The organism is Pantoea sp. USHLN256, assembly GCF_037149875.1.
Classification (GTDB): Bacteria; Pseudomonadota; Gammaproteobacteria; order Enterobacterales; family Enterobacteriaceae; genus Pantoea; species Pantoea nemavictus.
The window spans coordinates 347,290-373,545 of record NZ_JBBCQO010000003.1 but is presented as its reverse complement, the minus strand read 5'-3'; the positions used below and the strand labels follow the sequence as shown (position 1 = coordinate 373,545).

At 54.3% G+C, this 26,256-nt stretch carries 20 protein-coding genes and 1 tRNA gene; 10 read left to right on the top strand and 11 right to left on the bottom strand.

Annotation, left to right across the window (positions count from 1 at the left end):
* The first annotated feature begins 1 nt into the window (after nt 1).
* The 4 genes from yejM (at nt 2) to WFL93_RS10990 (ending at nt 3,183) form a co-directional block, all read left to right on the top strand.
* Complete coding sequence (gene yejM, locus WFL93_RS11005) at nt 2-1,756, top strand: LPS biosynthesis-modulating metalloenzyme YejM (RefSeq protein WP_336778105.1); 1,755 nt, start codon at nt 2-4, stop codon at nt 1,754-1,756.
* Between the two features lie 70 nt (nt 1,757-1,826).
* Nucleotides 1,827-1,903: transfer RNA gene (locus WFL93_RS11000), tRNA-Pro, on the top strand.
* 273 nt (nt 1,904-2,176) lie between these two features.
* Nucleotides 2,177-2,380 carry a hypothetical protein gene (locus WFL93_RS10995; protein ID WP_007889416.1) on the top strand — a complete coding sequence of 68 codons (204 nt, stop codon included), beginning with the start codon at nt 2,177-2,179 and terminating at the stop codon, nt 2,378-2,380.
* A 77-nt stretch (nt 2,381-2,457) separates the two neighbouring features.
* Nucleotides 2,458-3,183 (top strand): 4'-phosphopantetheinyl transferase family protein, encoded by a 726-nt coding sequence (locus WFL93_RS10990; protein ID WP_336778104.1) that lies wholly within the window; start codon nt 2,458-2,460, stop codon nt 3,181-3,183.
* Between the two features lie 154 nt (nt 3,184-3,337).
* Here the strand turns inward: WFL93_RS10990 and WFL93_RS10985 are convergent, their stop codons facing one another.
* The 3 genes from WFL93_RS10985 to apbE form a co-directional block, all read right to left on the bottom strand.
* Nucleotides 3,338-4,990 carry a multidrug ABC transporter permease/ATP-binding protein gene (locus WFL93_RS10985; protein ID WP_336778103.1) on the bottom strand — a complete coding sequence of 551 codons (1,653 nt, stop codon included), beginning with the start codon at nt 4,988-4,990 and terminating at the stop codon, nt 3,338-3,340.
* A gap of 84 nt (nt 4,991-5,074) precedes the next feature.
* Nucleotides 5,075-5,716, bottom strand: coding sequence for a DNA oxidative demethylase AlkB (gene alkB, locus WFL93_RS10980; RefSeq protein WP_336778102.1), 642 nt, complete (start codon nt 5,714-5,716; stop codon nt 5,075-5,077).
* Nucleotides 5,717-5,727: 11 nt separating this feature from the next.
* Nucleotides 5,728-6,765: an FAD:protein FMN transferase ApbE gene (gene apbE, locus WFL93_RS10975; protein WP_336778101.1), complete on the bottom strand. Its 1,038-nt coding sequence runs from the start codon at nt 6,763-6,765 to the stop codon at nt 5,728-5,730.
* A 140-nt stretch (nt 6,766-6,905) separates the two neighbouring features.
* On the opposite strand from apbE, the gene WFL93_RS10970 reads away from it, so the two are divergent.
* Entirely contained in the window at nt 6,906-7,019 is a 114-nt protein-coding gene (locus tag WFL93_RS10970; protein ID WP_007889408.1) for a hypothetical protein, read from the top strand.
* A 147-nt stretch (nt 7,020-7,166) separates the two neighbouring features.
* Nucleotides 7,167-7,325: a hypothetical protein gene (locus WFL93_RS10965; RefSeq protein WP_007889407.1), complete on the top strand. Its 159-nt coding sequence runs from the start codon at nt 7,167-7,169 to the stop codon at nt 7,323-7,325.
* Nucleotides 7,326-7,329: 4 nt separating this feature from the next.
* On the opposite strand, the gene WFL93_RS10960 is transcribed toward WFL93_RS10965, so the two are convergent.
* Nucleotides 7,330-7,785, bottom strand: a complete 456-nt coding sequence (locus WFL93_RS10960; RefSeq protein ID WP_336778100.1) for a nuclear transport factor 2 family protein — start codon at nt 7,783-7,785, stop codon at nt 7,330-7,332.
* A 94-nt stretch (nt 7,786-7,879) separates the two neighbouring features.
* On the opposite strand from WFL93_RS10960, the gene WFL93_RS10955 reads away from it, so the two are divergent.
* The gene (locus WFL93_RS10955; protein WP_336778099.1) at nt 7,880-8,443 is read left to right on the top strand and encodes a TetR/AcrR family transcriptional regulator; all 564 of its coding nucleotides are present in this window, start codon (nt 7,880-7,882) and stop codon (nt 8,441-8,443) included.
* 24 nt (nt 8,444-8,467) lie between these two features.
* On the opposite strand, the gene ompC is transcribed toward WFL93_RS10955, so the two are convergent.
* From ompC to WFL93_RS10930, 5 genes are all read right to left on the bottom strand, one after another.
* Entirely contained in the window at nt 8,468-9,592 is a 1,125-nt protein-coding gene (gene ompC, locus WFL93_RS10950; RefSeq protein WP_007889400.1) for a porin OmpC, read from the bottom strand.
* Nucleotides 9,593-10,190: 598 nt separating this feature from the next.
* On the bottom strand, nt 10,191-11,360 hold the full coding sequence (locus tag WFL93_RS10945) for an HlyD family efflux transporter periplasmic adaptor subunit (RefSeq protein ID WP_336778098.1): 1,170 nt from the start codon (nt 11,358-11,360) through the stop codon (nt 10,191-10,193).
* Nucleotides 11,357-13,489, bottom strand: a complete 2,133-nt coding sequence (locus WFL93_RS10940; protein WP_336778097.1) for a type I secretion system permease/ATPase — start codon at nt 13,487-13,489, stop codon at nt 11,357-11,359. The genes WFL93_RS10945 and WFL93_RS10940 overlap by 4 nt, the downstream gene beginning before the upstream one ends.
* A gap of 67 nt (nt 13,490-13,556) precedes the next feature.
* Nucleotides 13,557-15,362 carry an Ig-like domain-containing protein gene (locus WFL93_RS10935; RefSeq protein WP_336778096.1) on the bottom strand — a complete coding sequence of 602 codons (1,806 nt, stop codon included), beginning with the start codon at nt 15,360-15,362 and terminating at the stop codon, nt 13,557-13,559.
* An 83-nt stretch (nt 15,363-15,445) separates the two neighbouring features.
* Entirely contained in the window at nt 15,446-15,712 is a 267-nt protein-coding gene (locus WFL93_RS10930; protein WP_157178879.1) for a hypothetical protein, read from the bottom strand.
* 210 nt (nt 15,713-15,922) lie between these two features.
* Here WFL93_RS10930 and WFL93_RS10925 point away from each other — a divergent pair, with 210 nt between their 5' ends.
* Genes WFL93_RS10925 through rcsB form a run of 3 tightly spaced genes read left to right on the top strand, consistent with a single transcriptional unit; the run spans nt 15,923 to nt 20,416 of the window.
* Complete coding sequence (locus WFL93_RS10925; protein WP_336778095.1) at nt 15,923-17,077, top strand: MFS transporter; 1,155 nt, start codon at nt 15,923-15,925, stop codon at nt 17,075-17,077.
* Between the two features lie 23 nt (nt 17,078-17,100).
* The gene (rcsD, locus tag WFL93_RS10920) at nt 17,101-19,764 is read left to right on the top strand and encodes a phosphotransferase RcsD (RefSeq protein WP_180823681.1); all 2,664 of its coding nucleotides are present in this window, start codon (nt 17,101-17,103) and stop codon (nt 19,762-19,764) included.
* A gap of 1 nt (nt 19,765) precedes the next feature.
* Nucleotides 19,766-20,416: a response regulator transcription factor RcsB gene (gene rcsB / locus WFL93_RS10915; protein ID WP_007889370.1), complete on the top strand. Its 651-nt coding sequence runs from the start codon at nt 19,766-19,768 to the stop codon at nt 20,414-20,416.
* Nucleotides 20,417-20,455: 39 nt separating this feature from the next.
* On the opposite strand, the gene rcsC is transcribed toward rcsB, so the two are convergent.
* Complete coding sequence (rcsC, locus tag WFL93_RS10910; RefSeq protein WP_007889368.1) at nt 20,456-23,308, bottom strand: two-component system sensor histidine kinase RcsC; 2,853 nt, start codon at nt 23,306-23,308, stop codon at nt 20,456-20,458.
* A 163-nt stretch (nt 23,309-23,471) separates the two neighbouring features.
* Nucleotides 23,472-26,111 (bottom strand): DNA topoisomerase (ATP-hydrolyzing) subunit A, encoded by a 2,640-nt coding sequence (gene gyrA / locus WFL93_RS10905; RefSeq protein WP_049852881.1) that lies wholly within the window; start codon nt 26,109-26,111, stop codon nt 23,472-23,474.
* Nucleotides 26,112-26,256 lie beyond the last annotated feature (145 nt).

Below are 26,256 nucleotides of genomic sequence, written 5' to 3'. Positions count from 1 at the left end.
TATGGTAACCAACCGGCAGCGCTACCGCGAAAAAGTCTCCCAGATGATCAGCTGGGGGCATTGGTTTGCCCTGTTTAATATTATCTTCGCGTTTATTTTAGGCAGCCGCTATCTATTGGTTGCCGATTGGCCCGCGTCGCTTGCGGGTCGCATCTATGCCTTTACCAGTTGGATTGGCCACTTTAGCTTCATCGTTTTCGCCGGTTATCTGCTGATCATTTTCCCGCTCACCTTTGTGGTGATGTCTCAACGATTGCTCAGGGTGTTGTCGGCGATTATCGCCACCGCTGGACTGACGCTGATTATGGTCGACAGCGCAGTGTTCAGCCGCTTCCACCTGCACCTTAATCCGGTGGTGTGGGAGTTGGTGATTAACCCCGATCAAAGTGAGATGGCGCGCGACTGGCAGCTGATGTTTATCAGCGTGCCGCTGATTTTCCTGGTGGAGATGTTGTTCGCCACCTGGAGCTGGCAAAAGCTGCGCAGCCTTAACCGACGTTCATTCGGTAAGCCGCTGGCCGCGCTGTTTATCAGCGCCTTCTTCGCCAGCCATCTGCTGTATATCTGGGCCGATGCCAACTTCTATCGCCCAATTACCATGCAGCGCGCCAATCTACCGCTCTCTTATCCGATGACCGCGCGTCGCTTCCTGGAGCGCCACGGCCTGCTGGATGCGCAAGAGTATCAGCGCCGTCTGGTACAACAGGGCGATCCGGAAGCGCTATCGGTGCAGTATCCGCTGAGTGACATTACTTTCCGCGATGCGGGTACACGCCATAATCTGCTGGTGCTGACCGTCGATGGTCTGAATAACGCCACGGTGGACAAAGCGCTGCCGTCGCTAAATCAATTTGCTAGCGAGAACGTGCGCTTCACGCAGCATTACAGCGCTGGACTGCAGCCGGAAAAAGGCTTGTTCGGTCTGTTCTATGGCATCTCCTCCAGCTATATGGATGGCGTGCTGGCATCACGCATGCCTTCCGCCCTGCTCAATGCGCTGAATGCGCAAGGTTATCAGTTCGGTTTGTTCTCATCGGATGGCTTTAATCAGCCGCTGTACCGTCAGGCATTGTTAGCCGATTATTCGCTACCGCAGGCCGATTCACAGCCCAATAGCACCACCGTCACGCAGTGGCAAAACTGGCTCAACGGCCAGAAAGCCAATAGCGCGCCGTGGTTCTCATGGGTGGCGTTGAACGGCGTGACCATCAATGGCGACACGCTGAAGGCGCGTCAACGCAGCTATTTGCGTCAGGCAAGTGGTGTTGATGAACAGATCAATACCGTGCTGCAAACGCTGCAGCAGCGCGATTTGCTGAAAAATACCGTGGTGGTGATTACGGCGCAGCGTGCCATCAATCTGGATAGTAATGATGACAATGCTGGCAATCGTGCGACGCTGCAGGTGCCGCTGGTGGTGCATTGGCCGAATACGCCAGCACAAACCATCGTTCGCCTGACCAATCAGCAGGATGTGATGACCACGCTGATGCAGCGTCTGCTGCACGTGCGCACCAATCCCGTCAACTACTCGCAGGGTGAAGACCTGTTTGCCGCGCAACGTAGCCACAATTGGGTAGCGAGCAGCGAAGACGGCAAGCTGGTGATCACTACGCCAACCCTGACGCTGGTGCTAAATAATAATGGCAGCTACAGCGCTTATGATGTCCACGGCAAGCCGCTGAAAGATCATAAACCGCAGCTGGCATTGTTGTTGCAGGTGCTGACGGAAGAGAAGCGCTTTGTCGCAAACTGATTAAATATGAGGCAGTTAAATAGCGCTCATCTTGCAATTGCGCGGGGAAACAGTAATATTCCTCCACGTTCGGCACGTAGCGCAGCCTGGTAGCGCACGGTCATGGGGTGTCCGGGGTCGGAGGTTCAAATCCTCTCGTGCCGACCAAATTCCCAAAAAAGCAGCCTTTAAGGCTGCTTTTTTATTGCCTATATCTTTGGCATTAGGGTATGCATCTGCCTGAAACTTAGCGGAGTAGATTATCAGATTAGTGCCAGAGTATGCCTTATTACCATTTGCAATCAGTAAGTTACTGAAAGCAACCTAAGCGGTTCAAGATCACACTTTCGGATAATTGTGACGGCACTTCATCAAACTGAAACAAAACTGTCACAGACTTCACTTATTCTTAAGCCTCATGTTTTTTCGATGGAAACCGTTATGGTCATCAAAGCAAAAAACCTGCAGGACGCGGAAGAGCTGCTGCACTCGGGTATCAATAAAGTTGAACTGGCTTACGATATCGACAGTGACGACTTCTTCCGCCTGGCCAGTCGTTGGTGCGATCGGGGCGCTCGCATTACCAAAGGCCATCAGCACTTTGTGGTGCAGATTAAAGGTATGGCAATTCCCCCGAATAACTAACAGTGAGTGAGCCCCTTTGGCTTGCTCTCCATCCGGCTGACTGGTAAAACTACGTTTTCCGTCGGCCGTGATTTTTTATGTTTGCCTCTCAGACACCGCTTGCTCTGCCCTCTTCTCCCTTTATTCATGCTGCTGGCCTCTCGCTGGACAGCGTGCCGATCGCCTGGTGTGAATTCGATCAGCACCATTGGCATGCCGAACTGCATCATTTGTGGCAACTGCCGCTGCCCACCTCGCTGGAAAGTGCCGTAACGAAGCGCAAAGCCGAGTTTCTGGCCAGCCGCTGGTTGGTACAGCAAAGAGTGGCGCAGCTTGATGAACCCGATTTTGTCTTACGTAATGCGCCGGATCGCTCACCGCTATGGCCTGCTGGCATTCAGGCATCGCTGTCGCACACGCGCAACATTGCGATCTTCGCCGCCACGCGCGATCCGTTATGCATTGGCGTGGATGTGGAGCAAATAATGGCAGAGGAGACTGCCGATGAGACGGCCGAGCTGTTGATGATCGCTGCGGAAAAGCAGCGCCTGCTGGCGCAACCATTGCCTTTCGCGCAGAGTGCAACGCTGCTGTTTTCGCTGAAAGAGAGTCTGTATAAAGCGCTGTGGCCGCAGCTGCATCAGCCGATGGATTTTCTGCAGGCGGAAGTAGTGGAGTTGGATGTGAAGCAAGGTCATGCGCGGCTGCGGCTGTGTCAGGATTTTGCGCCGGATTTTACTGGCAACACGCCGTTGCAGGCGCGTTTCTGGCTGAGCGATGCGCACGTCATAACGTTGCTCACCCATCCGCTGCCGGCAAAATAAAAAACCGGCTCAGAAATAAACCCGAGCCGGTGACAACACAAGACGACAGAAGTGTTCCAGGGACGCAGAAACGAGGATTTCTGCTGTGAGTGACTTTACTTCCTGCGCAACACCTTGCCCAATAAGGCTTTTCGCTAAGCTTTCCCGGCTAGCATCAATGCCCGGTATCGGTGCGATGTACCGCATCCAGCGTGGCCATCTCGCGCTCTTTGCCGGTTAACTCAATGAGCTGTCCTTCACGCATCTCAAGCAGGCGATCGGCATGAATAAAGTAGTGATCGTCGTGACTAATGGCGAAAACGGTTTTACCCGATTGCTGTAACCACGGCAGCAACTCGCGATAGAAGATACGGCGGAAATGGGGATCCTGATCCGCCGCCCACTCGTCGAGCAGCAAAATGTCACGCTCTTCGGCTGCGGCTAACAGCAGCGCCAGGCGTTTGCTCTGCCCTTTCGACAGTTGCAGATTGAGCACTTTATTGCCTTCGAGCTTGAGCTTATCCTGCATCTTCAGGCGCTCCAGCCACTGCTGTACCAGCGCTGGATTGGCCGGCTGGCCTTGCTGGCCGATTAAACGGTCAAACAGGTGCACATCGGTAAACACCGCCGAGAAGTGTTGGCGATACGCATCGAGATTGTGCCAGTCAACCACCTTGCCATCCAGCAGCAAGCTGCCCGATTGCGGCTGATAAAGCCCGGTGAGCAGCATCGCCAGGGTTGATTTACCGCTGCCGTTGCCGCCAATCAGAAACACCAGTTCTCCACGACGCAGCGTCAGATTGATCGGTCCAACCTGGAAACCCCGTTCGCCATAGTGGAAACTCACATCGCGCAGCTCCAGCGTTTGCCAGTTACTGACGCTCGGTAATGGTTTAAATGCTTGGTTGTACGGCGCCAGTTCAAAGGTATTGAGTTTGCGGAAGGCGACCTGCGCGCTAAGCAGCGTGGGCAAGGCACCGACCGCCGCCAGCAGCGGCGTGCGCAGGAATAGCAGCGTCAGCGAATAGGTTGCTGCCACCGCAGTATTGGCCCAGCCAAGCCCGTTTGCCATAAAGAACACAATGCCAATCGCACCCAGCATCATAATATTTGACCAGTTCACCGCGCTGAGGTGGAAAGTATCGGCGCGCACGATGTGGTGGCGATAACTTTTGGCATTCTCCTGATACACGCTTTCGTAAATCAGCTGCGCGCGTTCGCGGTTCAGCTGCAGCTCTTTGCGCCCTTCAATAATGGTCTGGAAGTCGCGATACAGTTCATCTTCTGTCTCGCGCAATTTTGCCATGTGCTGATAAACGCGCGACACCAGCAGCCAGCCACCGACCAGCGTTACCACCAGCCACAAGCTGGTAATCAGCAGCATTTTCGGCGAGAGCCAGGCGAGATAAAGTGCCGAACCCAGCGTGATGATGATGCCCTGAATCAGCTCGGGTAAACGTACGAAGGCAATGGTGATGGCGCGCACATCGCTGGTAAGACCGGCCAGCAACTGCGCATTGCCAATCTGTTCAAGACGTTCCACCCGCGTATCAAGAATACGTTTGATGAATTCACCGCGCAGACGCCAGACAAAGTGGTGGCCGAGCAGGGTCAGCGCCAGCTGTGAACCGAGCGTCACCGCCATCAGCAGAAACAGCTGCCCGAGAAAGCTTGGTAAGACAGAGATCGAGGTGTTCACCGCCACGATCAGCTCATTATTGATATAGGCAATCAGGCCTATACCGAGCACAGCGCTCAGCAGCGTGAGCAGGATGACGCCAATAAAAGGCCAGCGGTACTGGCGATAAACTACATGCAGCAATGCCATCAAAGGGTTCCAGCGGTCAATCAAGCAGCCTGCAGTTTAATGTCGCCCTCGCTGATAGCAAGAATAATTCTCATCCCGCCGCGGCTAAAACGCCCGGCGGAAAGTGAGGTTGTAGCGGAAAGCGCCCGCCTGCGGATGAATGCCCGCTTTAAGCGGCAAAATGCCGTGATAGCGCAGGCGTGAAGGCCCGCCCCACACTACGATATCGCCATGCTCCAGCAACACACGCTGGGTGGCATCGCCGCGTTCGAAGCCACCGAACTGGAACACCGCTGGCAGCCCCAGCGACACCGAAACAATCGGCTGGCGTAGATCCTTCTCATCTTTATCCTGATGCAGCGTCAGTTTCGCGCCGGGTTCATAGCGATTAATCAGACACGCATCGGGATTGAAACCGCTAAAACCGGCTTCACCTGCCGTCTGCTGCGCCAGCTCGCGAAACAGCGCGGGCATCGGCGGCCAATGCTGCCCGCTGTTGCCATCCTGTTCGGTGTATTGATAGCCGCGTGAATCGGTTGACCAACCAAAATCGCCGCAGTTGGTCATCGCCACCGACATACGATGGCCGCCGGGCGTGATGCGATGCTCGAAGGGATTCTGTGCGGAAATGTCGTGAATCGCGGCCAATAGCGCATCGGCCCGATCGCGAGCGCGACGGCGCAGAATGACGGCGCCCTCTGCCAGCGGCTCTTGCCACGGGGCTTCTTCACTGAATAAGTCCAACATCTGCGCCTCCTTTACTGTGATTTCTGATCGATCAGGAAAGATTTGAACTGCGGCGACATCCAGTGGCTAAAACCATCGCCCTGCTTAGTGATCAAATAGACGGCCAAATGCTCTTTCAGCGCTAGCGCCTGAGCACGTTCGCTGCCCAGCACCATCAAGCCGGTATCCCAGCCATCCGCTTCCAGCGCGGTGGTGGCAATCACCGTCGCCGAAACCAGCTTATGCTCAATCGGCCGGCCTGTGCTGGGATCGATGACGTGCGAAATGCGTTTGCCATCCAGTTCATAATAGTTGCGATAGCTGCCCGAGGTGCTGATGCCATGCCCTTGCAGATCGACACGGGCTTCTACCGCGTTTTCGCGATCGGTCGGTTTCTGAATCGCTACGCGCCACGGCTGCTGGTTGGCATTCACGCCACGGCTTAACACCGCGCCGCCCACCGAGACCAAATAGTTGGTGATGCCTTGCTGCTCCATCAGACGCGCCAGGTGATCGGTGGCATAACCTTCGCCCATGGTAGAGAGATCAACATACAAGCCTGGCAGATCTTTCTGCAGCCACTGACCGGCAACGCCCTGAATTACACGCAAGTGCTGTAAACCGCTCAGCGCTTTGGCCGCGGCAATTTCGGCATCGGTTGGCGTATGCAACGGCTGTTGGGTTGGGCCGAATCCCCATAAATTGACCAGCGGCCCGACGGTGATATCCATCGCACCCGCCGTTTTTTTGCCAATACGCAGCGCCAGAGTGACGATATCCGCCATATCCGCGCTCACCGGTTGCGCTGCTGTACCTTGATACTGATTAAATTGCGATAGCACCGAATCAGGCTTCCACGTCGATAATTCACCGTCATCATGGTCCAGCTGCTGCTGAATCATTTGCTGCAAGGTCGCTTTACGTTGCGGCTCAACGCCGGCGACGCTAACGCGCCAAACGGTGCCCATGGTTTTGCCTTCCAGCACCATCGCCTGCTGACTATCATTTTTTTCACAACCGCTCAGGCCGCATGCCATTAAGCCAATTAGCAGAATATTCTTAAGGCACATACTTTCCTCTTATGAAACGCATCACTTCAGCCCATTGCTAAGCATAAAATCTTGTAAATCAGTCTAAAGACCCTTGATGTTTGTTAAGCGCTGGCCCAGGATAATCGGTCCCTGCAACGGTATGTCTTCAGGAGAATGAGATGATTTATATGATAATTGCAGTGACCACCGGGTTATTTATTTTTGGCAGCTTCAAATGCTGGCAGCACTATCGCCATCGTCTGATTCAGCATTATCCCTCACGCAGACGTTAAATTTTTGCACCAGAAAGTCATCATCCTGCACCGCTTCAGCGCTGGCGCAGTTTAGCAAAGTCGCGGCAGGGCGCGTGGCGCTGAGAGCGGTGGAATGGCATGAATTCTGCATTGTTGATGGGGAGTTGAACATCAGCGAGGTGCAGAATGGAAAATATCAAAACGCAAAACAGTAAATGGCAGCACTGGCTTAGCTTCTCCGCTTTTACGCTGGCGGGTGTGGCGATGGAAGGCAGCGTAACGTCCATCACCCAGCCACCGCAGCAACCGGCGCCAAAAGCAAAAAAATGGCGCGGCGTGCAGTAAACCGCTACAGCCCCAACTCACTCAAGCCCGGATGATCGTCCGGGCGCGTGCCCACCGGCCAATGAAACAGACGCGCTTCCGCACTGATTGGCAGATCGTTAATGCAGGCGAAACGCTGGATCATTAAACCATCGGCGCCAAAGTGCCAGTTTTCATTACCATAGCTGCGGAACCAGTTACCGCTGTCATCATGCCATTCATAGGCAAAACGCACCGCCAGCTTATCTTCATGCCACGCCCACAACTCTTTAATCAGCCGATATTCTAACTCTTTAACCCACTTGCGCTGCAGGAAAGTCACCACTTCCGCGCGTCCATTCACGAATTCGCTGCGATTGCGCCAGCGCGTATCTTCGCTATAAACCAATGAAACACGCTGCGCATCGCAACTGTTCCAGGCATCTTCCGCCATGCGGACTTTTTGTAACGCCGTTTGTTGATTGAACGGTGGCACCAGCATTTTTTATCTCCTGATTATGTAGACAGGTCTGTCTACTTGATTCATCCTGCCGTATGTAGACAATTCTGTCTACATTTCTTTAAAGGATTTTTTGATGCTTGAGCCCCTGGTTTTTGATGCGACGGCTTCCGCACGCGAGCGTATTTTGCTGTGCGCCCAGCAGCTGTTTTACCAACAAGGCATTCGCGCCACCGGCGTGGATAAAGTGATTGCTGAGGCCGGCGTCACCAAGGTGACGTTCTATCGCCACTTTCCGGCGAAGAATGCACTGGTGGTCGCGTTTTTGCAGCAGCGCCATCAGCGCTGGATGGCGGCTTTTCGTGTCGCGCTGGATCAGCAGGTGGCGCTGATTAATGCCCTGCCCGCCGCCTTACTGAGTTGGTTCAACGATGCCGATTATCGTGGCTGCGCATTTATTAACACCGCTGCCGAATTAGGCTCCACGTTGCCGGAAGCCAGTGAACTGATTCGCCAGCATAAGCGCGAGATGGCGCAAGCAATAAGCGAAAAGCTGACGCCAGAACAGCAAATTAAAACAGCGCAGATTGTGTTGCTGGTAGAAGGGGCGATTGTGCAGGTGCAGATTGGGGAGGATGCGAAACAGGTGGTCGAGGTGCTACAGGCCGCGCTGGATGCGCTGATAAAAACGGGAGCGTGACCGCTAAGTCACGCTCCATCACGATTAGAACTGGTAAACCAGACCTAATGCTACGACGTCATCGGTGTTGATTCCGGCTGCGTCGGTGAAGTTACTGTCGTCCAGCAGGTTGATCTGATAATCAACATAGGTCGACATGTTTTTGTTGAAGTAGTAAGTCGCACCTACATCAATGTATTTCTTCAGGTTCTGGCTGCCGTATCCTTCGATATCAGAGCCGCGAGAAGAAACGAAGGCCAGAGATGGACGCAGGCCGAAATCGAACTGATACTGTGCGACCAATTCCCAGTTATCCGCTTTGTTGGCGTAACCGTAAATCGAGCCATCATCGCTGGCACCAAAGCGCGTTGCGTTATAAGAACGGCTGTACATCGCGGCCAGGTAGATGTTGTTCGCGTCATACTTCAGCGCGCCGCTGTAAGCTTCGGCTTTATCACCACGACCAAGGATGCCTGCGGTACGTGGGTTGTTGCCATTCTGGTTATTGGTACGATCCGACTGGAACATTGCCGCACCAATACCGAAGCCTGAACCCAGGTCATAGGTGGTGCTCAGACCGTAGCCGTCGCCATTTTCACCCAGTACATCACGACCAGAGCCCGTCGCTTCGGTTGGGTTGTCGTTTTTGCCTTGATACTGAACCGCGAAGTTCCAGCCATCAACTAAACCGAAGAAGTTGGTATTACGATAGGTTGCGAGGCCGTTGCTGCGCTGGAACAGGAAGTTGTCCGCGCCGTAGGTATCGCCCCCGAACTCTGGCAACACGTCAGTCCATGCGCCGAGATCGTACATTACGCCGTAGTTACGACCGTAATCGAATGAACCTGCATCACCAAATTTCAGACCGGCAAAGCCAACGCGCGTATAGCTGTTAGCGGTGCCTTCGCTTTCAGCGGTGTTGAGTGCCGCCTGATATTCCCACTGGCCGTAACCGGTCAGCTGATCGGTCACCTGAGTTTCACCTTTGAAGCCAAAACGCAGGTAAGACTGGTCACCGTCCGAGCCAGAGTCGTCAGAGAAATAGTGCAGACCATCAACTTTACCGTAGAGGTCTAATTTGTTGCCATCTTTGTTGTAAATTTCAGCTGCGCTTGCTGATCCTGCAACCAGCAATGCAGGAATCATCAGGGAGAGAACGCGACGTTTCATTTTATTACCCTCTTTTAATGTGCCTTTATTTATGCCACTGCAAACTGAACGATTAAAAATTCAGCCGGCAAGCCATTGTTATTTTATGTTGGGCAATAATCTATCACGAAAATGATACTAAATTTCCAAAACTGTTTCATTGTATTAAAAAGTTATTTCAGGATGTAATTTTTGGGGAACTAATAACCAGCACAGATAGGTAAAAAATATAGCACTTAATGACAACATGGATTTAAAACATTACAAAACAGCAAATTACATGAATTACATTTTCGCACTGAATGACAAAACTCATCGTCATCCAGAGCATACAATTATCTCGCTATCATCATTTATTTCATTATTACCTTCATTCACCCCGAATGATTTGATTTACCCTAATTTCCCGCCGGACAAGATTGTCCGGCATTTTTTTGCCCAAAATTCAGCCCCAGCGATTATATTGCGTAAAGTTAATTACGCGAGACAAATTAACCCAGACAATTCCGAGGCATTATTTGCCGCTTTCCGCACATTTTGTTCAATGTATAGCCTTAAAATGGTAATGTTAATTTCCGTGCACAACAAAGATTGCTGGAATATTACCCGGCGCGTAATATTAGCGCTCACGCAGTGATTCTTTAGCTTTATTCAGTGGCTTAAGCAAATAATCCATGACGGTTTTCTGACCGGTTTTAATCTCCACATTTGCCACCATGCCGGGCATAATGGCGAACCTGCGGCCGCTTTTATTAGTCAGCTCGGCTTTTTGCGTACGGACATACACGCGATAGTAAAATTCTTCGTGCCGCACCTCATCCTGCAGCGTATCCGGCGAAACGGTTTCGACCTCGCCATGCAGATCGCCATAAATTGAGGCGTCGTAAGCGGTGATCTTCACCACGGCAGGCAAACCTGGGCGAATGTAGCCGATATCTCGCGGGTTGATGCGCGTTTCAATCAGCAGCTGATCTTCGAGCGGAACAATCTCCATCAGCTTGCCACCCGGCTCCAGCACGCCGCCCACGGTGGTGACCCGCACATCTTTCACAATGCCGCGTACCGGTGACAGCAGCGTGGTGCGCGTCAGCAGATCCTGTTTACCCGCCGCCACCTGCAGCTGCGCATCCAGCTCACCATTGTTCTTCACCTGCTCTTCATGGGCGCGCACATAGTAGTCGTTGCGCGCTTCGTCGATTTTACCGCGTAGATCGCTAACCTGGCGGCGCAGACGAATAACATCCACCTTGCCCGCTGCACCGCGCAGCATCAGTGGTTCCGTCACGTTGAGTTCCGCCTGCACCAGCGCCAGCGATTGCTGCAGATTGTCAATGGTCTCAACAAAATTTTGCCGTCTGGCTTGATAGAGCTGCGTTTCGCGCGCGACCAGCTCGGGATGCTGCAGAATATCGGCACTGAAGATCAATGGTCGATCGCTGAGCTCGGCCTGTAAACGCTCAGCCGAGGCGCGCAGTGTGCGCACGCGCGCTATCGCCTCACCAAAATTGGTTTGGAAACGAGTGGGATCGAGCGTTGCCAGCACCTGGCCGCGCTGCACGATATTGCCTTCGTGTACGTCGAGCTGTTTCACAATGCCGCCATCAAGGCTATCAATCATTTGCGCACGGCTGGAGGGCGTGACCTTGCCAATGCCCACCGTGACTTCATCCAGCACAGCGAAGTGCGCCCACAGCAGAAACAGCAGCAGCGCGACGACGCATAGCCAAATGATTGCCGAGGTGCGACGTTCGCGCCGCGCCAGATCTTTATCCAGCATGACCACACTCATGCGGCATCTCCTTTGTGGCTGCTGGCATGGCGTAAAATCTCATCGCGCGCACCATCCGCCACAATGCGGCCGTTATCCATCACCACGATGCGGTCCACCATACGCAGCAACGCCGGCCGATGCGTGACCAGCACCAGCGTGCGCCCCGTTACCCACTGCGCCAGTTGGCGAATGACCTGTGCTTCGAGCTGTTCATCCATCGCCGCTGTCGGTTCATCCAGCAGCACCACCTGCGGCTGACGAAGAATCAGCCGACTTAGCAGTACCATTTGCCGTTGGCCGCCGGATAAACCGCGCCCGCCTTCATGAATAATGCGATCAAGGCTGGCGGCATCCTGCTGCACCAGGGTCAACGCGCCGCTGATGCGCAGCGCCTGCAGCATCTCCTGTTCGCTGGCATGCGGATTACCGAGCAGCAGGTTCTGGCGTAGCGTGCCGAAGAATAGCCGTGAATCCTGCGATAACCAGCCAAGCTGACGACGCAGATCGACCGGATCAATGCAGGTGAGATCCACGCCATCGACCAGCACTTTTCCCTGACTGGCGCGCGCCTGGCCGGCCAGCATTTTTAGCAGCGTGGATTTACCCGCGCCGACTTTTCCCAGAATCGCCACGCGCTCGCCGGGCGTAATCTGCAGCTGTGGAATGTTCAGCACGCTATTGCCGTTCTCGTCGTCATAGCGATAGTGAACATTTTGCAGTTGATAGTGCCCGCTCAGCACCGGACAGTGCGCCAGTGTGGCGTGATCGGGCTGATCGAGCGGTTTTTTCAGCAGTTCATCCAGCCCTTTCATGGCCGATTTGGCATGCTGCCAGCGCGAGAACACCATAGTGAGCTGCATCAGCGGCGCAATGGTGCGTGATGAGAGCAAGCTACACGCCACCAGCGTGCCGGTCGTTATTTGATTGTCGAGCACCAGATAAACGCCAAACACCAGCATGCCGGCGTAGGTCAGCTGCTGCACGCTAGCTGACCAACCGGTGAGCCGCGCGCCCCACAAACGTTGCTGATTACTGATGCCCGCGCTCACTTCGTGAGTTTGCTCCCACTGACGCTGAAAGTAGGGCTCGGCTTGCAGCGCCTTGATGTCTTCCACGCCTTCGAGGGTTTCCACCAATACCGCCTGACGCAGCGCGCTCTCACGCAAGCCTTCCTGCGCCAATCGCGCCATCGGAATCTGCACCAGTAAACCCGGAATGACGATCAGCGGTATGGCGAGTAGCGGAATCAGCACCAGCAAACCGCCAATCGACGCCATAATCAGCAGGAACAACAAAACGAACGGCAGATCGGCGGCAGCGTTAACGGTGGTTGAAGTTAGCAGTTCGCGCACCTGATCAATCTCGCGCAGCTGAGCAATAAAGGAGCCGGTCGAGCGCGGCCGCGCTTCGTTACGAATATTCATCGCCCGCGCGAATAACATGGCCGATATTTTCAGGTCGATGCGTTTACCCATCAAATCGGAGACCTGAGTGCGCATCAGGCGGATGAGATATTCCACCGCCGCAGCCAGCAGCACACCCGCAAACAGCACCCATAACGTTGGCTGTGACTGCGCGGGAATGACCCGATCGTAAACCTGCATCGAAAACAGAATGCCAGCCAGTGCCAGCACGTTGCCCACCAGCGAGGCCAGACTGATTTCCGCGATACGCCGCTGCATGCCGCGAAAATTGTGCCAGAACCAGTGTGGCTGATACGGCTGCACAAATTCATCGATACGCGCATCACGCGCCCGCGCCGCCACGCCAATCACCCCCACTTCCGTCTGTGCCTGCGCAAGTAAATCACTTAATTGTGCTGCGCGGATCACATCGCCACTTTCACTCAGCCAGTAGCGCGCGCCACCGTCGCTATCAACCTCTTCGATCAGCGCCACGCTGCCATTTTCCAGCAGCAGTAACACTGGCACAATCTCCTGACGCCAGCGCAGCGTCTGGTGAGGAACCAGCATCAAATGCAGGCCCAGCAGCCCAGCCAAACGGGCTAACTGTTGCGCAGGAGCCAGATGTTGAAACCAGCGCATTTGCTGGCGTAGCGTATTGCCCTCAGCCGGCTTACCGAAGCGTGCCGCCACGCGCAGCATCGCCGCGATGCCGTTGTCGCTGTTGAAGGGTTGTGCAGTCATCCCTGGAGTCCCGTAAAAGTAAAGTAGGCAGGCAACCGCTAGCAGGCGCTAGCGGTTGGTATGCGGATTACACCAATGTCTGCACCTGATGTTGCTGTTGCACATGATCGGCGAGGGTGTAACTGCTGTCGCTGGCGCTGTAGTGGCTTTCCACCATGCGGCTGGCGGTGGCATCGCTGTGCTGATCGTGTTGGCTGACGTTGCTATCAGTAACATTCACCAGCAGCGTGTCCAGCTGCTCGCTGCTAACCTGCGCCACCGCTTCGTGGCTATCGACGGTCACCGGTCGCGTCGCCGTCGCGATATTGCCCGCTTTATCCTGCGCGCTGACTTTCATCTGATAGCTGCCATCATCCAGCGGGGCAAGTTGGCCGGCCAGAATGGTCAGCGCCCAGTTGCCATCGGCTTTAACCGTAGCGCTATAACTTTGATCGCCGAGCGTTAAGGTGACCAAACTGCCCTGCTCAAGGTGGCTGCTGCTGCCCTGAATCAGATGCCAGTTATTCACCTCGGCCGCATCCAGCACGCCATCGCCAAACGGTTGGTTTAGCGTGATGGTTGGCAATTGATGGGTAGCAACGTTGAACAGATTCTCAATGACCTGGGTGTCATGATTGCCGTACTGATCCCAGCGCGTAGCGATCGGCGATACTTCACCATCCGGCAAGGCCTGAAGATCCTCGGCGCTAATGGTCACCATGCCCGCGACCGGCGTGTAATTTTTACCATTGAGCGTAAGCTGATTTACCCCTTCCAGATAGAAGCTAAGATCGTGCTGAGCTTCCTGCTGGTTGAGCGTGGTATCGCCGCCGATATTAATTTCGTAGTAGATGGCTGGCAGTTGGGTGACCACATTCAGCTCCAGCAGCGAGTCGGTGCTGTTACCGGCACCGTCCAGTGCATAAACGCGGACTTCACCCAGAGCGATAAAGCTCGCCACTTCACTGGCCGGAATTGTCACCTGCCAATGACCATCGCTGCCAATCTGCGCGTGATAAACCGCATCACCGCTGCACAGTAACAGCTGCTGGCCCGGCACCACCACCGAGAGCGCGCCGCTAAAGGTGAGATCGTTAAGGCTTTCCTCTTTATTGATGACGTTATCTGCCGTGACCTTGTCGAAGCTGATATGCGGCAAGCTGCTAACGTGGGTAATTAGCGTGATGTCCTGGTACGTGGAGGTGGTTTTGCCGTTGGGATCGGTAGCGCTGATTTTGAGGCTGTACACGCCATCCTTGAGTACCTGCAGATCCTGCTCATGAATAGTGGCGGTCCATTCGCCCTTCTCATTGACGCCACCGAGGTATTTTTTCCCGGCTAAGGTGAGCGTAATGGCGCTATTCACCGGCATATGTGTGACGTTGCCATGTACCTCTACGCCATAAATCCCTTCGGCAACGCTGACGGCATTGTCACCGCTGATGGTATCCACGCTAAGCGTCGGTTTTACGGTTTTATCCACGTACACACCAAAGCCAACCTGAGTATCGGTGCTGTTACCGGCTTTGTCGGTGATGGTGAGCGTAAGTGAGTAAGCCCCGTCGGCCAATCCGTGCAGCACTGAAGGCGGCATGGAGGCATTCCAGTAACCCCACTTATTTACCGTGCTGTGCCAGCTTTCACCGTTGAACGTCAGGGTGACCGTGGCGCCCAGTTCGGACTCCGCGCGGCCGCGCAGATGAATATTTTTACCCGCTTCCCAGGCGGCAATCACGCCATCTTGCGCAATCGGCTCATACGGGCGCAGAGGCGCGGGCGGTGTGGTGTCGACACTGCGGGTTTGCAGACTGGCGGCATCGTCCGTCACCGGATAAAGGCTGACCGCGGATTGCAAAATTGCCGCTAATTGTTGTTCAGATTGATGTGAAGACATAGATAACCTCGTTACAGGAAATGCGTTGCAGCAGTCATTATGCTTATTAATGCTTTAAGCGAACCGGTGCGCCATACAGGCCGTTAATAAACGGCCCGCTTCGCCTGATGAAAACGGGTTACCAGCAGGTAACAAGGATGAAAGTAAACCACAGCAAAATTCTCCCAAAGAGGAGAAATAATATCGATCTCGCTATATTCCGCATCGGGAGCCGATGGGATGACTAACATATCGGTTTTAGGTGGTCGCTGCCTATTGGCGAAAATCCGGAAATAGGCGCTTTGCGACAGCGCCAGGATAATGACGTGTAAGCCGCGTGTGGCGCGGAAACTTTCATCAGTATACTGCAACAATCGCCAGAAAAAATTTTACTTAAGTCACTCTAGTTTTGGTTGGCACATGCCAGGAAAGTTCTGGAAAAGCGTAGCGTCAGGTAAAAAATCGGTAATATGCCTGTTTCAGGCGCTAAACCTCACGCACCATTCGTGTGGGATGCCAGGTTTGACGCCGGCTTTAATGCTAAACTTCGTCGCTTCATCCGCTAATGAAAAACACTCTTTATGACAGCACTGGACGCCGCGCAGCAGAATAAATTGCACCACCGTGTCAATGCAGGAACACGTATCGTTTTCCTTATCGCCGGACTGGCTATGTCCGCCTGGGCACCGTTGGTGCCGTTTGCCAGCCAGCGTCTGGCGCTGAGCGGTGCATCGCTCGGAGGATTGCTGCTGTGCCTTGGCATTGGCTCTTTGGCGGCGATGCCAGTTACCGGTGGTTTGATCGCGCGTTTTGGTGGTCGTCGGGTAATGCTGTGTTCCACGCTCGTGGTGTTGGCAGTTCTGCCGCTGCTGGCCACGCTTGATGTGATGTGGCAGATGGCCGCAACATTAATGGTGTTTGGCGCCGGGCTCGGTATGCTGGACGTCGCCATGAACGTGCAGGCTGTTGAAGTGGAAAAAGCGGCAGATAAACCGATGATGTCGGGTTTCCACGGTTTCTTCAGCCTGGGCGGCATTATTGGCGCGGGCTCCGTCAGCCTGCTGCTTGGCGCGGGTCTGACGCTATTGCAGGCGGTTGGCGTGGTGATGGTGCTGATTGTGTTGCTGCTGCTGTGGAGCCTGCCGACGTTGATGACCGAGCGCCTGCATCAGCCCGATCAACCGTGGCTGGTGATCCCGCGCGGCTGGGTCGCCTTCCTCGGCTTGCTGTGCTTTACCCTGTTTCTTGCCGAAGGCGCGGTGCTGGATTGGGGCGCGCTGCTGCTGCTGCAAAGCCCGGAGATGAGCCCTGCGCACGCCGGTTTGGGTTATGCGGTGTTCTCGGTGGCGATGACCATTGGTCGCTTAACCGGCGATAAAGTGATTCAGCGCTTTGGCCGCTATCCGGTGATGTTGACCGGTGCATTGGCTGCGGCAGCGGGGATGACGCTGGCGGTGTTGCTGCCGTGGCCACAAATCGCGCTGCTGGCTTTCCTGCTGGTGGGCTTTGGCCTCGCCAATACGGTGCCGATGTTGTTCAATGCTGCCGGGAATCAACACGATATGCCGTCGAATCTGGCGATTTCGGCCATGACAACGTTAGGCTATGCGGGTATTCTTTCAGGTCCGGCTTTAATCGGATTAATTTCCCAGTGGATCAGCCTGAGTGGCGCATTTTTACTTATCGCTCTGCTGCTGCTGGCCGTCGCGGCCAGTGCCCGACGGGTTGCGCGCTAATTCCATGGTCCTGAGACACTATGCTGCCTTATAAATTTCCTCTGACATCCGGCAATGTAACGCGCTTTTTCGTGGTGTTTAATCTGGTGCTTTTTCTGGCGCTCGGCGCGATGGTGCATAACAGCGTTAATGCCTGGATTACTGAGAAGCGCTATGCGATGACTGATTTGGCGCGCGCCATGCAGAAACGCATCGATGCGTCGCGCTTTGCTACCTGGCAGATCTATGAAAACCTCGCCACCAGCGCCGCCGGTTCGTCGCCGAACAGCAATCTTCAGGAAACCCGCCTGCGCCCGGATGTCTACTATCTGGAAAAAACCCGACGCAAAACGGAAGCGCTGATCTTCGGTTCGCACGACGGCAGCACGCTGGATATGACCATGCGCATGTCCAACTATCTGGATACGCTGTGGGGCGCAGAAAATCCGACCTGGTCGATGTACTTCCTTAATGGTCAGGACAATAGCCTGATCATGATCTCAACGTTGCCGCTGAAAGATATGGCAACGCGCTATAAAGAGAGCGCGATCAATACCATGGTTGATAGCCGCCGCGCGGAGATGTTGCAGCAGGCCAATGCGCTGGATGAACGTGAAAGCTTCTCGCCGCTGCGCCATTTTGCCTGGCAAAACGATCACTACTTTACGCTGCGCACCACCTTTAATCAGCCGGGCCATTTAGCCACGGTGGTGGCGTTCGATCTGCCGGTTAACGATTTGATTCCGCGTAATATGCCGCTGGAGAACTTCCAGTTGCGGCAGGACGCCACGCAAACCTCAACCACTACCAATAGCGACGATACCAGCAGTGAAACCACGCACGTAGCGCTGGTTAATCCCAATCTGGAGATCGCCGCTTCGCTGCCGAGCACCTCATTACAGCTGGTGTATCGCGTGCCGCTCACTAGCCTGGCGCTGGATACGCTGCATAACCTGATGTGGCCGTTGCTGATCAACCTTGTGCTGTTTTTACTGTCGATTGCCGGCATTACGCTGCTGCGTCAGCAATCGCTGCGCCCGAATGAGAACCAAAGCGCCGAGCTCGATTCCCTGCGCATGCTGAACGAAGAGATTGTTGCCAGTTTGCCGGTTGGCCTGCTGGTGTATGACTTCGCCACCAACCGCACGCTGCTCAGCAATAAGATCGCGGAGCATCTGTTGCCGCACCTCAATCTGCAGAAAATCATCAATATGTCCGATCAGCATCAGGGCGTGCTGCAGGCGACCATCAATAATGAAGTGTATGAGATCCGCCACGCGCGCAGCGTGTTATCGCCGCATACGCAGCTGTTTATGATGCGCGATCAGGACCGCGAATTGCTGGTCAATAAGAAGCTGCAGAAGGCGCAGCAGGTGTTAGATCGCAACCACCAGATGCGCCAGCAGCTGATGCATAACCTTGGACACGCACTGAATCGTCCGCTGCAAAGTATGGTCACGCAGCTGGTGCAACTTAGCCAGCGTGATGATGACGAGAGCGTGCTTGATCTGCTCGACGAAAGCCAGGGCCTGGCGCGCCTGGTCGATGACATCGTGCTGCTCAATCGCCTTGAAGCGCATGATTGGTCGCCGGATGCCAGCGTGTTCAATCTGCAGGATATGCTGGATGAGATCGCGCTGGAAAGCCTGCCGCTGTTGCGCCGCAAAGGCCTGGCGCTGGTGATGAACAACCATTTAGCCAACGACGAAATGCGCTTTGGCGATCGTCGTGCGCTGCGTAAAGTGCTGACCACGCTGATGCACTACTCGCTCACCACCACCCGCTGGGGCAAAATTACGCTGGAGATTAAGTCCAGCGAAGAGAAGCCGAATCAGGTGCTGCTGCAACTGGTGGATACCGGCGCCGGCTTGAGCGTCGACGAACTGGCGAATGTCGATTTCCCCTATCTGGGCGAAACCACGCAGGACCGCTTCGGTCAGGCATCTGGCATGGCATTTTTCCTGTGTAAGCAGCTGTGTAAACAGATGGGCGGGCAGCTCGAGATCATCGCCAAACCCGATATCGGTACGCGCTACAATATTCAACTGCCGCTGGCATTAGAAGAACAGCAAGGTGAGCAGGAAGAGAAGCTGCTGGAAGGCGTCACCGCGCTGGTGGATATCGCCGTTGAAGACGTACACAAAATTGTGTGTCGCCACCTGGAAAACTGGGGCGCCAAATGCCTGACTTCGGACGAACGTTTGACCGGTCAGGATCATGATGTGCTGGTGACCGACGATCCCGCGCGCCTGAACGGCTGGGCGCTGTTACTGGCCGGTGACGAGATGGGCCATCACGCGTTGAACGATCGGCAATTCCGGGTCAACTTCAATCTCAGTAATGCGCTGCTTGATGCGCTACTGGCCCTGATTGAAAAGCAACTTTCTCATGACTTGATGGAGGAGAGTAGCGAAGATGAAGCAGCCACGCCGCTGATGAGCGGAGGCTATTTCCAGCTGTTTACCGAGACAGTACCGCCAGATGTGAAGAGACTGTATACTGAAGCGGCGGAAAAGGATTATCCCTCGCTTGCTCAGACAGCACATCGCCTGAAAGGCGTGTTTGCCATGCTCAATCTGGTGTCAGGTAAACAGCTTTGTGAAGCGTTAGAACAACACATAAAAGTATGTGACGATTTAACCATTAAAAATACCACCAGTGAAATTGACGCTTACGTCAGCCAACTGCTGCAGCAAGGTAACCAATAAGATGAATAACTTGAACGTAATTATTGCCGATGACCATCCGATCGTTTTGTTCGGTATCCGTAAGTCGCTGGAACAGATCGAATGGGTTAACGTTGTAGGTGAGTTTGAAGACTCAACAGCATTAGTAAACAGCTTGCCTAAACTGGACGCCAATGTCCTGATTACCGACCTCTCGATGCCAGGCGAGAAATACGGTGACGGTATCACCCTGATCAAATACATCAAACGTCACTATCCGGATCTCTCGATTATCGTTCTTACCATGAACAATAACCCAGCGATCCTGAGCGCGGTGTTGGATCTGGATATTGAAGGGATTGTCCTGAAACAAGGCGCACCAACCGATCTGCCTAAAGCACTGGCTGCTTTACAGAAAGGTAAAAAATATACGCCGGAAAGCGTGGCAAAACTGCTGGAGCGCATCAGCGCCGGTGGTTACGGTGACAAGCGTTTGTCGCCGAAAGAGAGCGAAGTGCTGCGTCTGTTCGCCGAAGGTTTCCTGGTAACTGAGATTGCCAAGAAGCTGAACCGCAGTATCAAAACCATCAGTAGCCAGAAGAAATCAGCAATGATGAAACTGGGCGTGGAAAACGATATTGCGCTGCTGAACTATCTCTCTTCTGTTAGCGCTACTCAGGTCGACAAAGAGTAATCCTCAACAGGCGGCGCTTCGGCTCCGCCTGTTTTCGCTTTACCCTTCCCTGCCTTTCCTGACGCGTTCCGCGTATACCGCCAGCGTGCTTATCAGTACATCCAGCGTCACGGGTTTCGACAAGCAGTTATCCATTCCTGCCTCCATACAGCGCTGCTTCTCTTCCGCCAGTGCATTCGCCGTTACGCCAATCACCGGGAACGTATGTCCTAACTGACGCAGACGTTGTGTCAGGCGATAACCATCCATATTCGGCATATTGACGTCGCTCAGCACAATATCGATGTGGTTGCGGCTCAGCACATTCAGTGCATCCACCCCATCCTGCGCCGTTTTGGTCTGATAACCGACGGTGCCCAGTTGCTCTGACAACAGCATACGGTTGATAGGATGGTCATCCACGATCAGCACGATAATATCTTCAAAGGTTGCCGCCTCTTTTGCTGCCACCAGCTGCAGCGGCGCGGCGGTTTCGCTATTGATGTTGATGCGATAGATGCGGCCCAGTAGCTGTGGCAAATCGTGTAACATCGCGCTGCTTTGAATCCAGCGACCGGGCTCCGTTTCATGCGGCATATCGATGTGCTCACCACAGATGCGAATACGCGCGCGCCCGCTTGGTGCGGGAAGCTCATCATGATCGCTGATGATCACATCATCGCTTGCCGCCTGGCCGTGGTAATAAGCCACCTGAATACCCTGCTGCTGCAGCAAGCGCAGCAGGAAGCTGGCGAGATACTCATTGCGCATATCCAGCCAGATGGCTTTTTCCTGCAAGCCATCCAGCAGCGGTGGCGCCGCAAGTTGACCGGAATAGATGGGAATCCGCACCACAAACTGGCTGCCCATGCCCGGTTCCGAATCAACTTCGATATCACCATCCATCATGTTGATGAGTTTTTCACAGATCGCCAGGCCTAGCCCGGTTCCCTGGAAATTACGCTGCACGCCCGATCCCACCTGGAAGAACGGATCGAACAGACGCGTCACCTCTTTGGCCGGAATACCGACGCCAGTATCACGCACGCGGAACGCCAGATAGCCCTCTTTCACGTAAGCATGCAGAATGATGCAGCCGGTGTGCGTGAACTTGATGGCATTGTTTAGCAGGTTAGAAATCACCTGCTGCAGACGCATGGCATCGCCATCCATCGTCAGCGGCACATCGTTCTCAATAAACACATACAGCGTCAGCCGCTTGCGTACCACCAATGAGAGATAGTTGCTGGCGATGTGATTGACCACCTCGCGTGGAGAGAACGGATGCGGTTCGATTTTTAGCTGTTCAGATTCGATTTTTGAGAAGTCGAGAATGTCGCTGATGATTTTTAACAGCAGGCTTGACGAGTTATTCATCGCTGTCACCAGCGAATCCACTCCTTTCGGCAACACTTTGGTCTGCAGCAGATCGAGGTTACCGATGATGCCGTACAGCGGGGTACGCAACTCGTGGCTGACGGTGGCCAGGAACATCGATTTCGACTGGCTTGCCTGCTCGGCCGAGTGCGCCATCTCCTGTAGCGATTGCTCCATGCGTACGCGCGCCGAGACATCCACCAGCACGCAAATTGCTACGTTTTCATTACGGTAGCGTGAATGCACGAAGCTAATTTGCAGGTTGGTGTTGCTGCCGGTCAGCACATCAACAAAGTTGACCTGCTGACCGCCGATAATTTCATTCAGCCGCTGGCGATCTTCCTGCGTTAGCAGCGTCAGATAGTTGTGCGCCAGCTCATTACTCAAAATGTTGGTGCCGTCACTGGTGCGCAGAATGCAAATTCCTACCGGCGCAGAAGCGACTATCTTGCGGTTAAACTGTTCATGCTCTTCCAGCCGATGCGCATTCTCTTCTGCCGGCAGGAACATACGGCGCTCAAATATCCACGCCAGGGTGAATAAAATCACTGCCGTGAAGATGTTAAGCAGCAGCGCGTTAATCAGCATCAGCTTAAGCTGATCCATCAATACGTTGGTCGACAGTGACCACACCACATTGAGATTCGACGGCGGCAACGGTTTTTTCAGCACCAGCTGGCGATAGCTGTCGAGATAGCCAAACCAGGTGTTGTTATCCGGCAGATCGTCCAGCGAATAACCCGGCCCGCCGCGACGCGAGCTGATCAGTGGACGATAGTTTTCATCGGTTATGGTCGCCACCAGCGGTAAACCGCCCGGCTGAATAAACTCATCCAGACGGATATTCTGCTCTACGCCCAGCAGCGCCTGCAGCTTGTTGGCCACATACACCGGCATCACCATATAGAAGTTGCCTACGCCCGGCTGCGCACTGCTGGTAATCCAGTACATCGGTTGGCGGCGCTCTTCTTCATTGCCGTTGCGATAGTGCAGCACGCGCTCGCGCAGCGCTTTCAGACTGCGTTCGCGATCGACCGTATTGTTGCTGCCGATGGTGAAATCTGCCAGACACTGATTTTCGCCACCGATGAAGAACACGCGGTTCAATTCATACGCCGAGGCGAAATTGCTTTTCCAGTAATTGATGTAGTAACTGAGCGAATCCAGCGAATTGCGCCAGGTGTTGCTCATTGAGGTGCAGTCGCCATCGGAAAATAGCGGTGTGAACTGCGGCAGCGTCCCTTTGCCCGGCGGTAAGCCGTTGATCACATCCAAACCGTTAGCGCTGCTGCTCAGGCGATTTTCGGTGATGTATTTCAGTTCGCGCATCACATCCGCCGAGTGGCGTATATACCACTCCATCTGCCCGTAATTGGTGGCAAACTCCTGACGAACCGCGTTTTCTTTCTCATGCAGCACGTTGATGATGTAGAAAGTGGTCAGCAGCGCACCCAGCGCCCAGAGCAGCAACGCCAGCGCACGAAACAGATAGCGCGAAATACGGAGCGTGGTGCGAAAGGAGACGAGATATTTCAAAAGAGGCTCACTGGCGGCAAGGGGTTATCAGGATGTTGAAAAACTCTCATACACTAGCTTTATCGGCCCTAAAAAGCCAGTTGGCGTGCGCCGTTAGCGTAAAACTCAGATAAAAAAACGGCAGGTCAATTTACTGACCTGCCGTTTTCAACAACCTTACGGATTACTCTTCGTCGTCCGCTTCCGGCGCTTCGTCATCGCTGTCCACTTCCGGCGCGATATCTTCTTCGCCTTCCGCTACGCTGCCGTCGATGGCGTCGAGTTCTTCCTCTTCCACCGGCTCAGCAACACGTTGCAGACCCACAACGTTTTCATCTTCCGCGGTACGGATCAGAATCACGCCTTGAGTGTTACGGCCAACCACGCTGACTTCCGACACGCGGGTACGCACCAGCGTACCGGCATCGGTGATCATCATAATCTGATCGCCGTCCACCACCTGTACCGCGCCGATAACCGGGCCGTTACGTTCGGTGACTTTAATCGAGATGACGCCCTGCGTCGCACGCGACTTGGTTGGATACTCGCTGTTGGCGGTACGTTTACCGTAACCGTTCTGCGTCACGGTGAGGATCGCGCCCTCTTCACGTGGCACAATCAGCGACACCACTTTGTCGTTGGCGGAGAGCTTGATACCGCGTACGCCAGAGGCCGAACGGCCCATCGCACGTACTGCAGTTTCAGCGAAGCGCACCACTTTACCGGCGGCAGAGAACAGCATCGCTTCGTCGCTACCGTTGGTTAATGCCACACCAATCAGCTCATCATCCTCACGCAGGTTGATGGCGATGATGCCCGCGCTACGCGGACGGCTGAACTCCTGCAGCGCCGTTTTCTTCACGGTACCGCTAGCGGTTGCCATGAAGATGTTGAAGCCTTCCGTGTATTCACGCACCGGCAGGATGGCGGTGATACGTTCGTTGGCTTCCAGCGGCAACAGGTTGACGATTGGACGACCGCGCGCACCACGGCTGGCTTCCGGCAGCTGATAGACTTTCATCCAGTAGAGACGGCCACGGCTTGAGAAGCACAGAATGGTGTCATGGGTGTTGGCCACCAGCAGACGATCGATAAAGTCTTCTTCTTTAATACGTGCGGCTGATTTGCCTTTGCCACCGCGGCGCTGGGCTTCGTAGTCGGTCAACGGTTGATATTTGACATAACCCTGATGCGACAGCGTTACCACCACATCTTCCTGATTAATCAGGTCTTCGATGTTGATATCGGCGCTATTAGCGGTGATTTCAGTACGACGTGCGTCGCCGAACTGATCGCGCATCAGCTCCAGCTCTTCACGGATCACTTCCATCAGGCGCTCAGCGCTCTGCAGGATGTAAAGCAGCTCAGCGATCTGATCCAGCAGCTCTTTGTACTCGTCGAGCAGTTTTTCGTGCTCCAGGCCGGTCAGTTTCTGCAGGCGCAGATCCAGAATCGCCTGGGCTTGCTGCTCGGTCAGATAATATTGACCATCGCGAATACCAAACTCGGCTTCCAGCCACTCCGGACGCGCGGCATCGTTCCCGGCACGTTCCAGCATGGCGGCAACGTTACCGAGATCCCACGACTGTGCCAGAAGGCCCAGTTTCGCTTCCGCAGGCGTTGGTGCACGACGAATCAGTTCGATAATCGGATCGATGTTCGCCAGCGCAATTGCCAGGCCTTCAAGGATGTGGGCACGATCGCGCGCTTTGCGCAGTTCGAAAATGGTACGGCGCGTCACGACTTCACGACGATGGCGCACGAAGGCTTCAATGATGCCCTTCAGCGTCATGATCTTCGGCTGGCCCTGATGCAGCGCCACCATGTTGATACCGAAAGAGACCTGCAGCTGCGTCAGTGAGTAGAGGTTATTGAGAACCACTTCACCGACCGCATCGCGTTTGATCTCAATGACAACACGCATGCCGTCTTTGTCAGATTCATCACGCAGTGCGCTGATGCCTTCAACGCGCTTCTCTTTCACCAGCTCAGCAATCTTCTCGATCAGGCGCGCTTTATTCACCTGATACGGCAGTTCGTGAACGATGATGGTTTCACGGCCGGTCTTGGCATCGGTTTCTACTTCGCCACGTGCGCGGATGTAAATCTTGCCGCGCCCAGTGCGATAAGCCTCTTCGATGCCGCGACGACCATTGATAAACGCCGCCGTCGGGAAGTCTGGCCCGGTGATGTGCTCCATTAAGCCTTCAACGGTGATGTCTTCATCTTCGATGAAAGCCAGACAGCCGTTGATCACTTCCGTGAGGTTGTGAGGCGGAATGTTGGTCGCCATACCTACCGCGATACCGGAAGAACCGTTTACCAGCAGGTTAGGAATTTTGGTTGGCAGGACTTCAGGAATCTGCTCGGTGCCGTCATAGTTCGGCACGAAATCGACGGTTTCCTTTTCCAGGTCAGCCAGCAGCTCCGAGGAGATCTTCGCCATACGCACTTCGGTATAACGCATCGCTGCAGCGGAGTCGCCGTCGACCGAACCAAAGTTACCCTGACCGTCAACCAGCATGTAGCGCAGGGAGAACGGCTGGGCCATACGTACAATACTTTCGTATACCGCGGAATCGCCGTGCGGGTGATATTTACCGATGACGTCACCGACCACACGGGCGGATTTTTTATAGGGTTTATTCCAGTCGTTACCCAGTTCGCTCATGGCAAAAAGCACACGGCGGTGTACCGGCTTCAGACCATCACGCACATCGGGTAAGGCTCGGCCAACAATGACCGACATGGCGTAATCGAGGTAGGAGTTTTTTAACTCTTCTTCGATATTGACCGGTGTAATTTCTCTCGCAAGGTCGCTCATGGAGCCGCTATCCCTCTACATAATCCCGGATTTAAAGGTGCGAAAGTATATCACATCGCTTCCCTTCGGTGAACGTAAACCAGGGCTTAATCCCGCTTTTCCTTCGCCGTCAGAGATGCGCTCACAGCGCTTAAGCGTTTATACT

What these genes read in the sequence shown, in the direction of transcription:
- yejM (WP_336778105.1), top strand. Translation starts at nt 2, where the DNA reads ATGGTAACCAACCGGCAGCGCTACCGCGAAAAAGTCTCCCAGATGATC.
- WFL93_RS10995 (WP_007889416.1), top strand. Translation starts at nt 2,177, where the DNA reads ATGGTCATCAAAGCAAAAAACCTGCAGGACGCGGAAGAGCTGCTGCAC.
- WFL93_RS10990 (WP_336778104.1), top strand. Translation starts at nt 2,458, where the DNA reads ATGTTTGCCTCTCAGACACCGCTTGCTCTGCCCTCTTCTCCCTTTATT.
- WFL93_RS10985 (WP_336778103.1), bottom strand. Translation starts at nt 4,990, where the DNA reads ATGGCATTGCTGCATGTAGTTTATCGCCAGTACCGCTGGCCTTTTATT.
- alkB (WP_336778102.1), bottom strand. Translation starts at nt 5,716, where the DNA reads ATGTTGGACTTATTCAGTGAAGAAGCCCCGTGGCAAGAGCCGCTGGCA.
- apbE (WP_336778101.1), bottom strand. Translation starts at nt 6,765, where the DNA reads ATGTGCCTTAAGAATATTCTGCTAATTGGCTTAATGGCATGCGGCCTG.
- WFL93_RS10970 (WP_007889408.1), top strand. Translation starts at nt 6,906, where the DNA reads ATGATTTATATGATAATTGCAGTGACCACCGGGTTATTTATTTTTGGC.
- WFL93_RS10965 (WP_007889407.1), top strand. Translation starts at nt 7,167, where the DNA reads ATGGAAAATATCAAAACGCAAAACAGTAAATGGCAGCACTGGCTTAGC.
- WFL93_RS10960 (WP_336778100.1), bottom strand. Translation starts at nt 7,785, where the DNA reads ATGCTGGTGCCACCGTTCAATCAACAAACGGCGTTACAAAAAGTCCGC.
- WFL93_RS10955 (WP_336778099.1), top strand. Translation starts at nt 7,880, where the DNA reads ATGCTTGAGCCCCTGGTTTTTGATGCGACGGCTTCCGCACGCGAGCGT.
- ompC (WP_007889400.1), bottom strand. Translation starts at nt 9,592, where the DNA reads ATGAAACGTCGCGTTCTCTCCCTGATGATTCCTGCATTGCTGGTTGCA.
- WFL93_RS10945 (WP_336778098.1), bottom strand. Translation starts at nt 11,360, where the DNA reads ATGAGTGTGGTCATGCTGGATAAAGATCTGGCGCGGCGCGAACGTCGC.
- WFL93_RS10940 (WP_336778097.1), bottom strand. Translation starts at nt 13,489, where the DNA reads ATGACTGCACAACCCTTCAACAGCGACAACGGCATCGCGGCGATGCTG.
- WFL93_RS10935 (WP_336778096.1), bottom strand. Translation starts at nt 15,362, where the DNA reads ATGTCTTCACATCAATCTGAACAACAATTAGCGGCAATTTTGCAATCC.
- WFL93_RS10925 (WP_336778095.1), top strand. Translation starts at nt 15,923, where the DNA reads ATGACAGCACTGGACGCCGCGCAGCAGAATAAATTGCACCACCGTGTC.
- rcsB (WP_007889370.1), top strand. Translation starts at nt 19,766, where the DNA reads ATGAATAACTTGAACGTAATTATTGCCGATGACCATCCGATCGTTTTG.
- gyrA (WP_049852881.1), bottom strand. Translation starts at nt 26,111, where the DNA reads ATGAGCGACCTTGCGAGAGAAATTACACCGGTCAATATCGAAGAAGAG.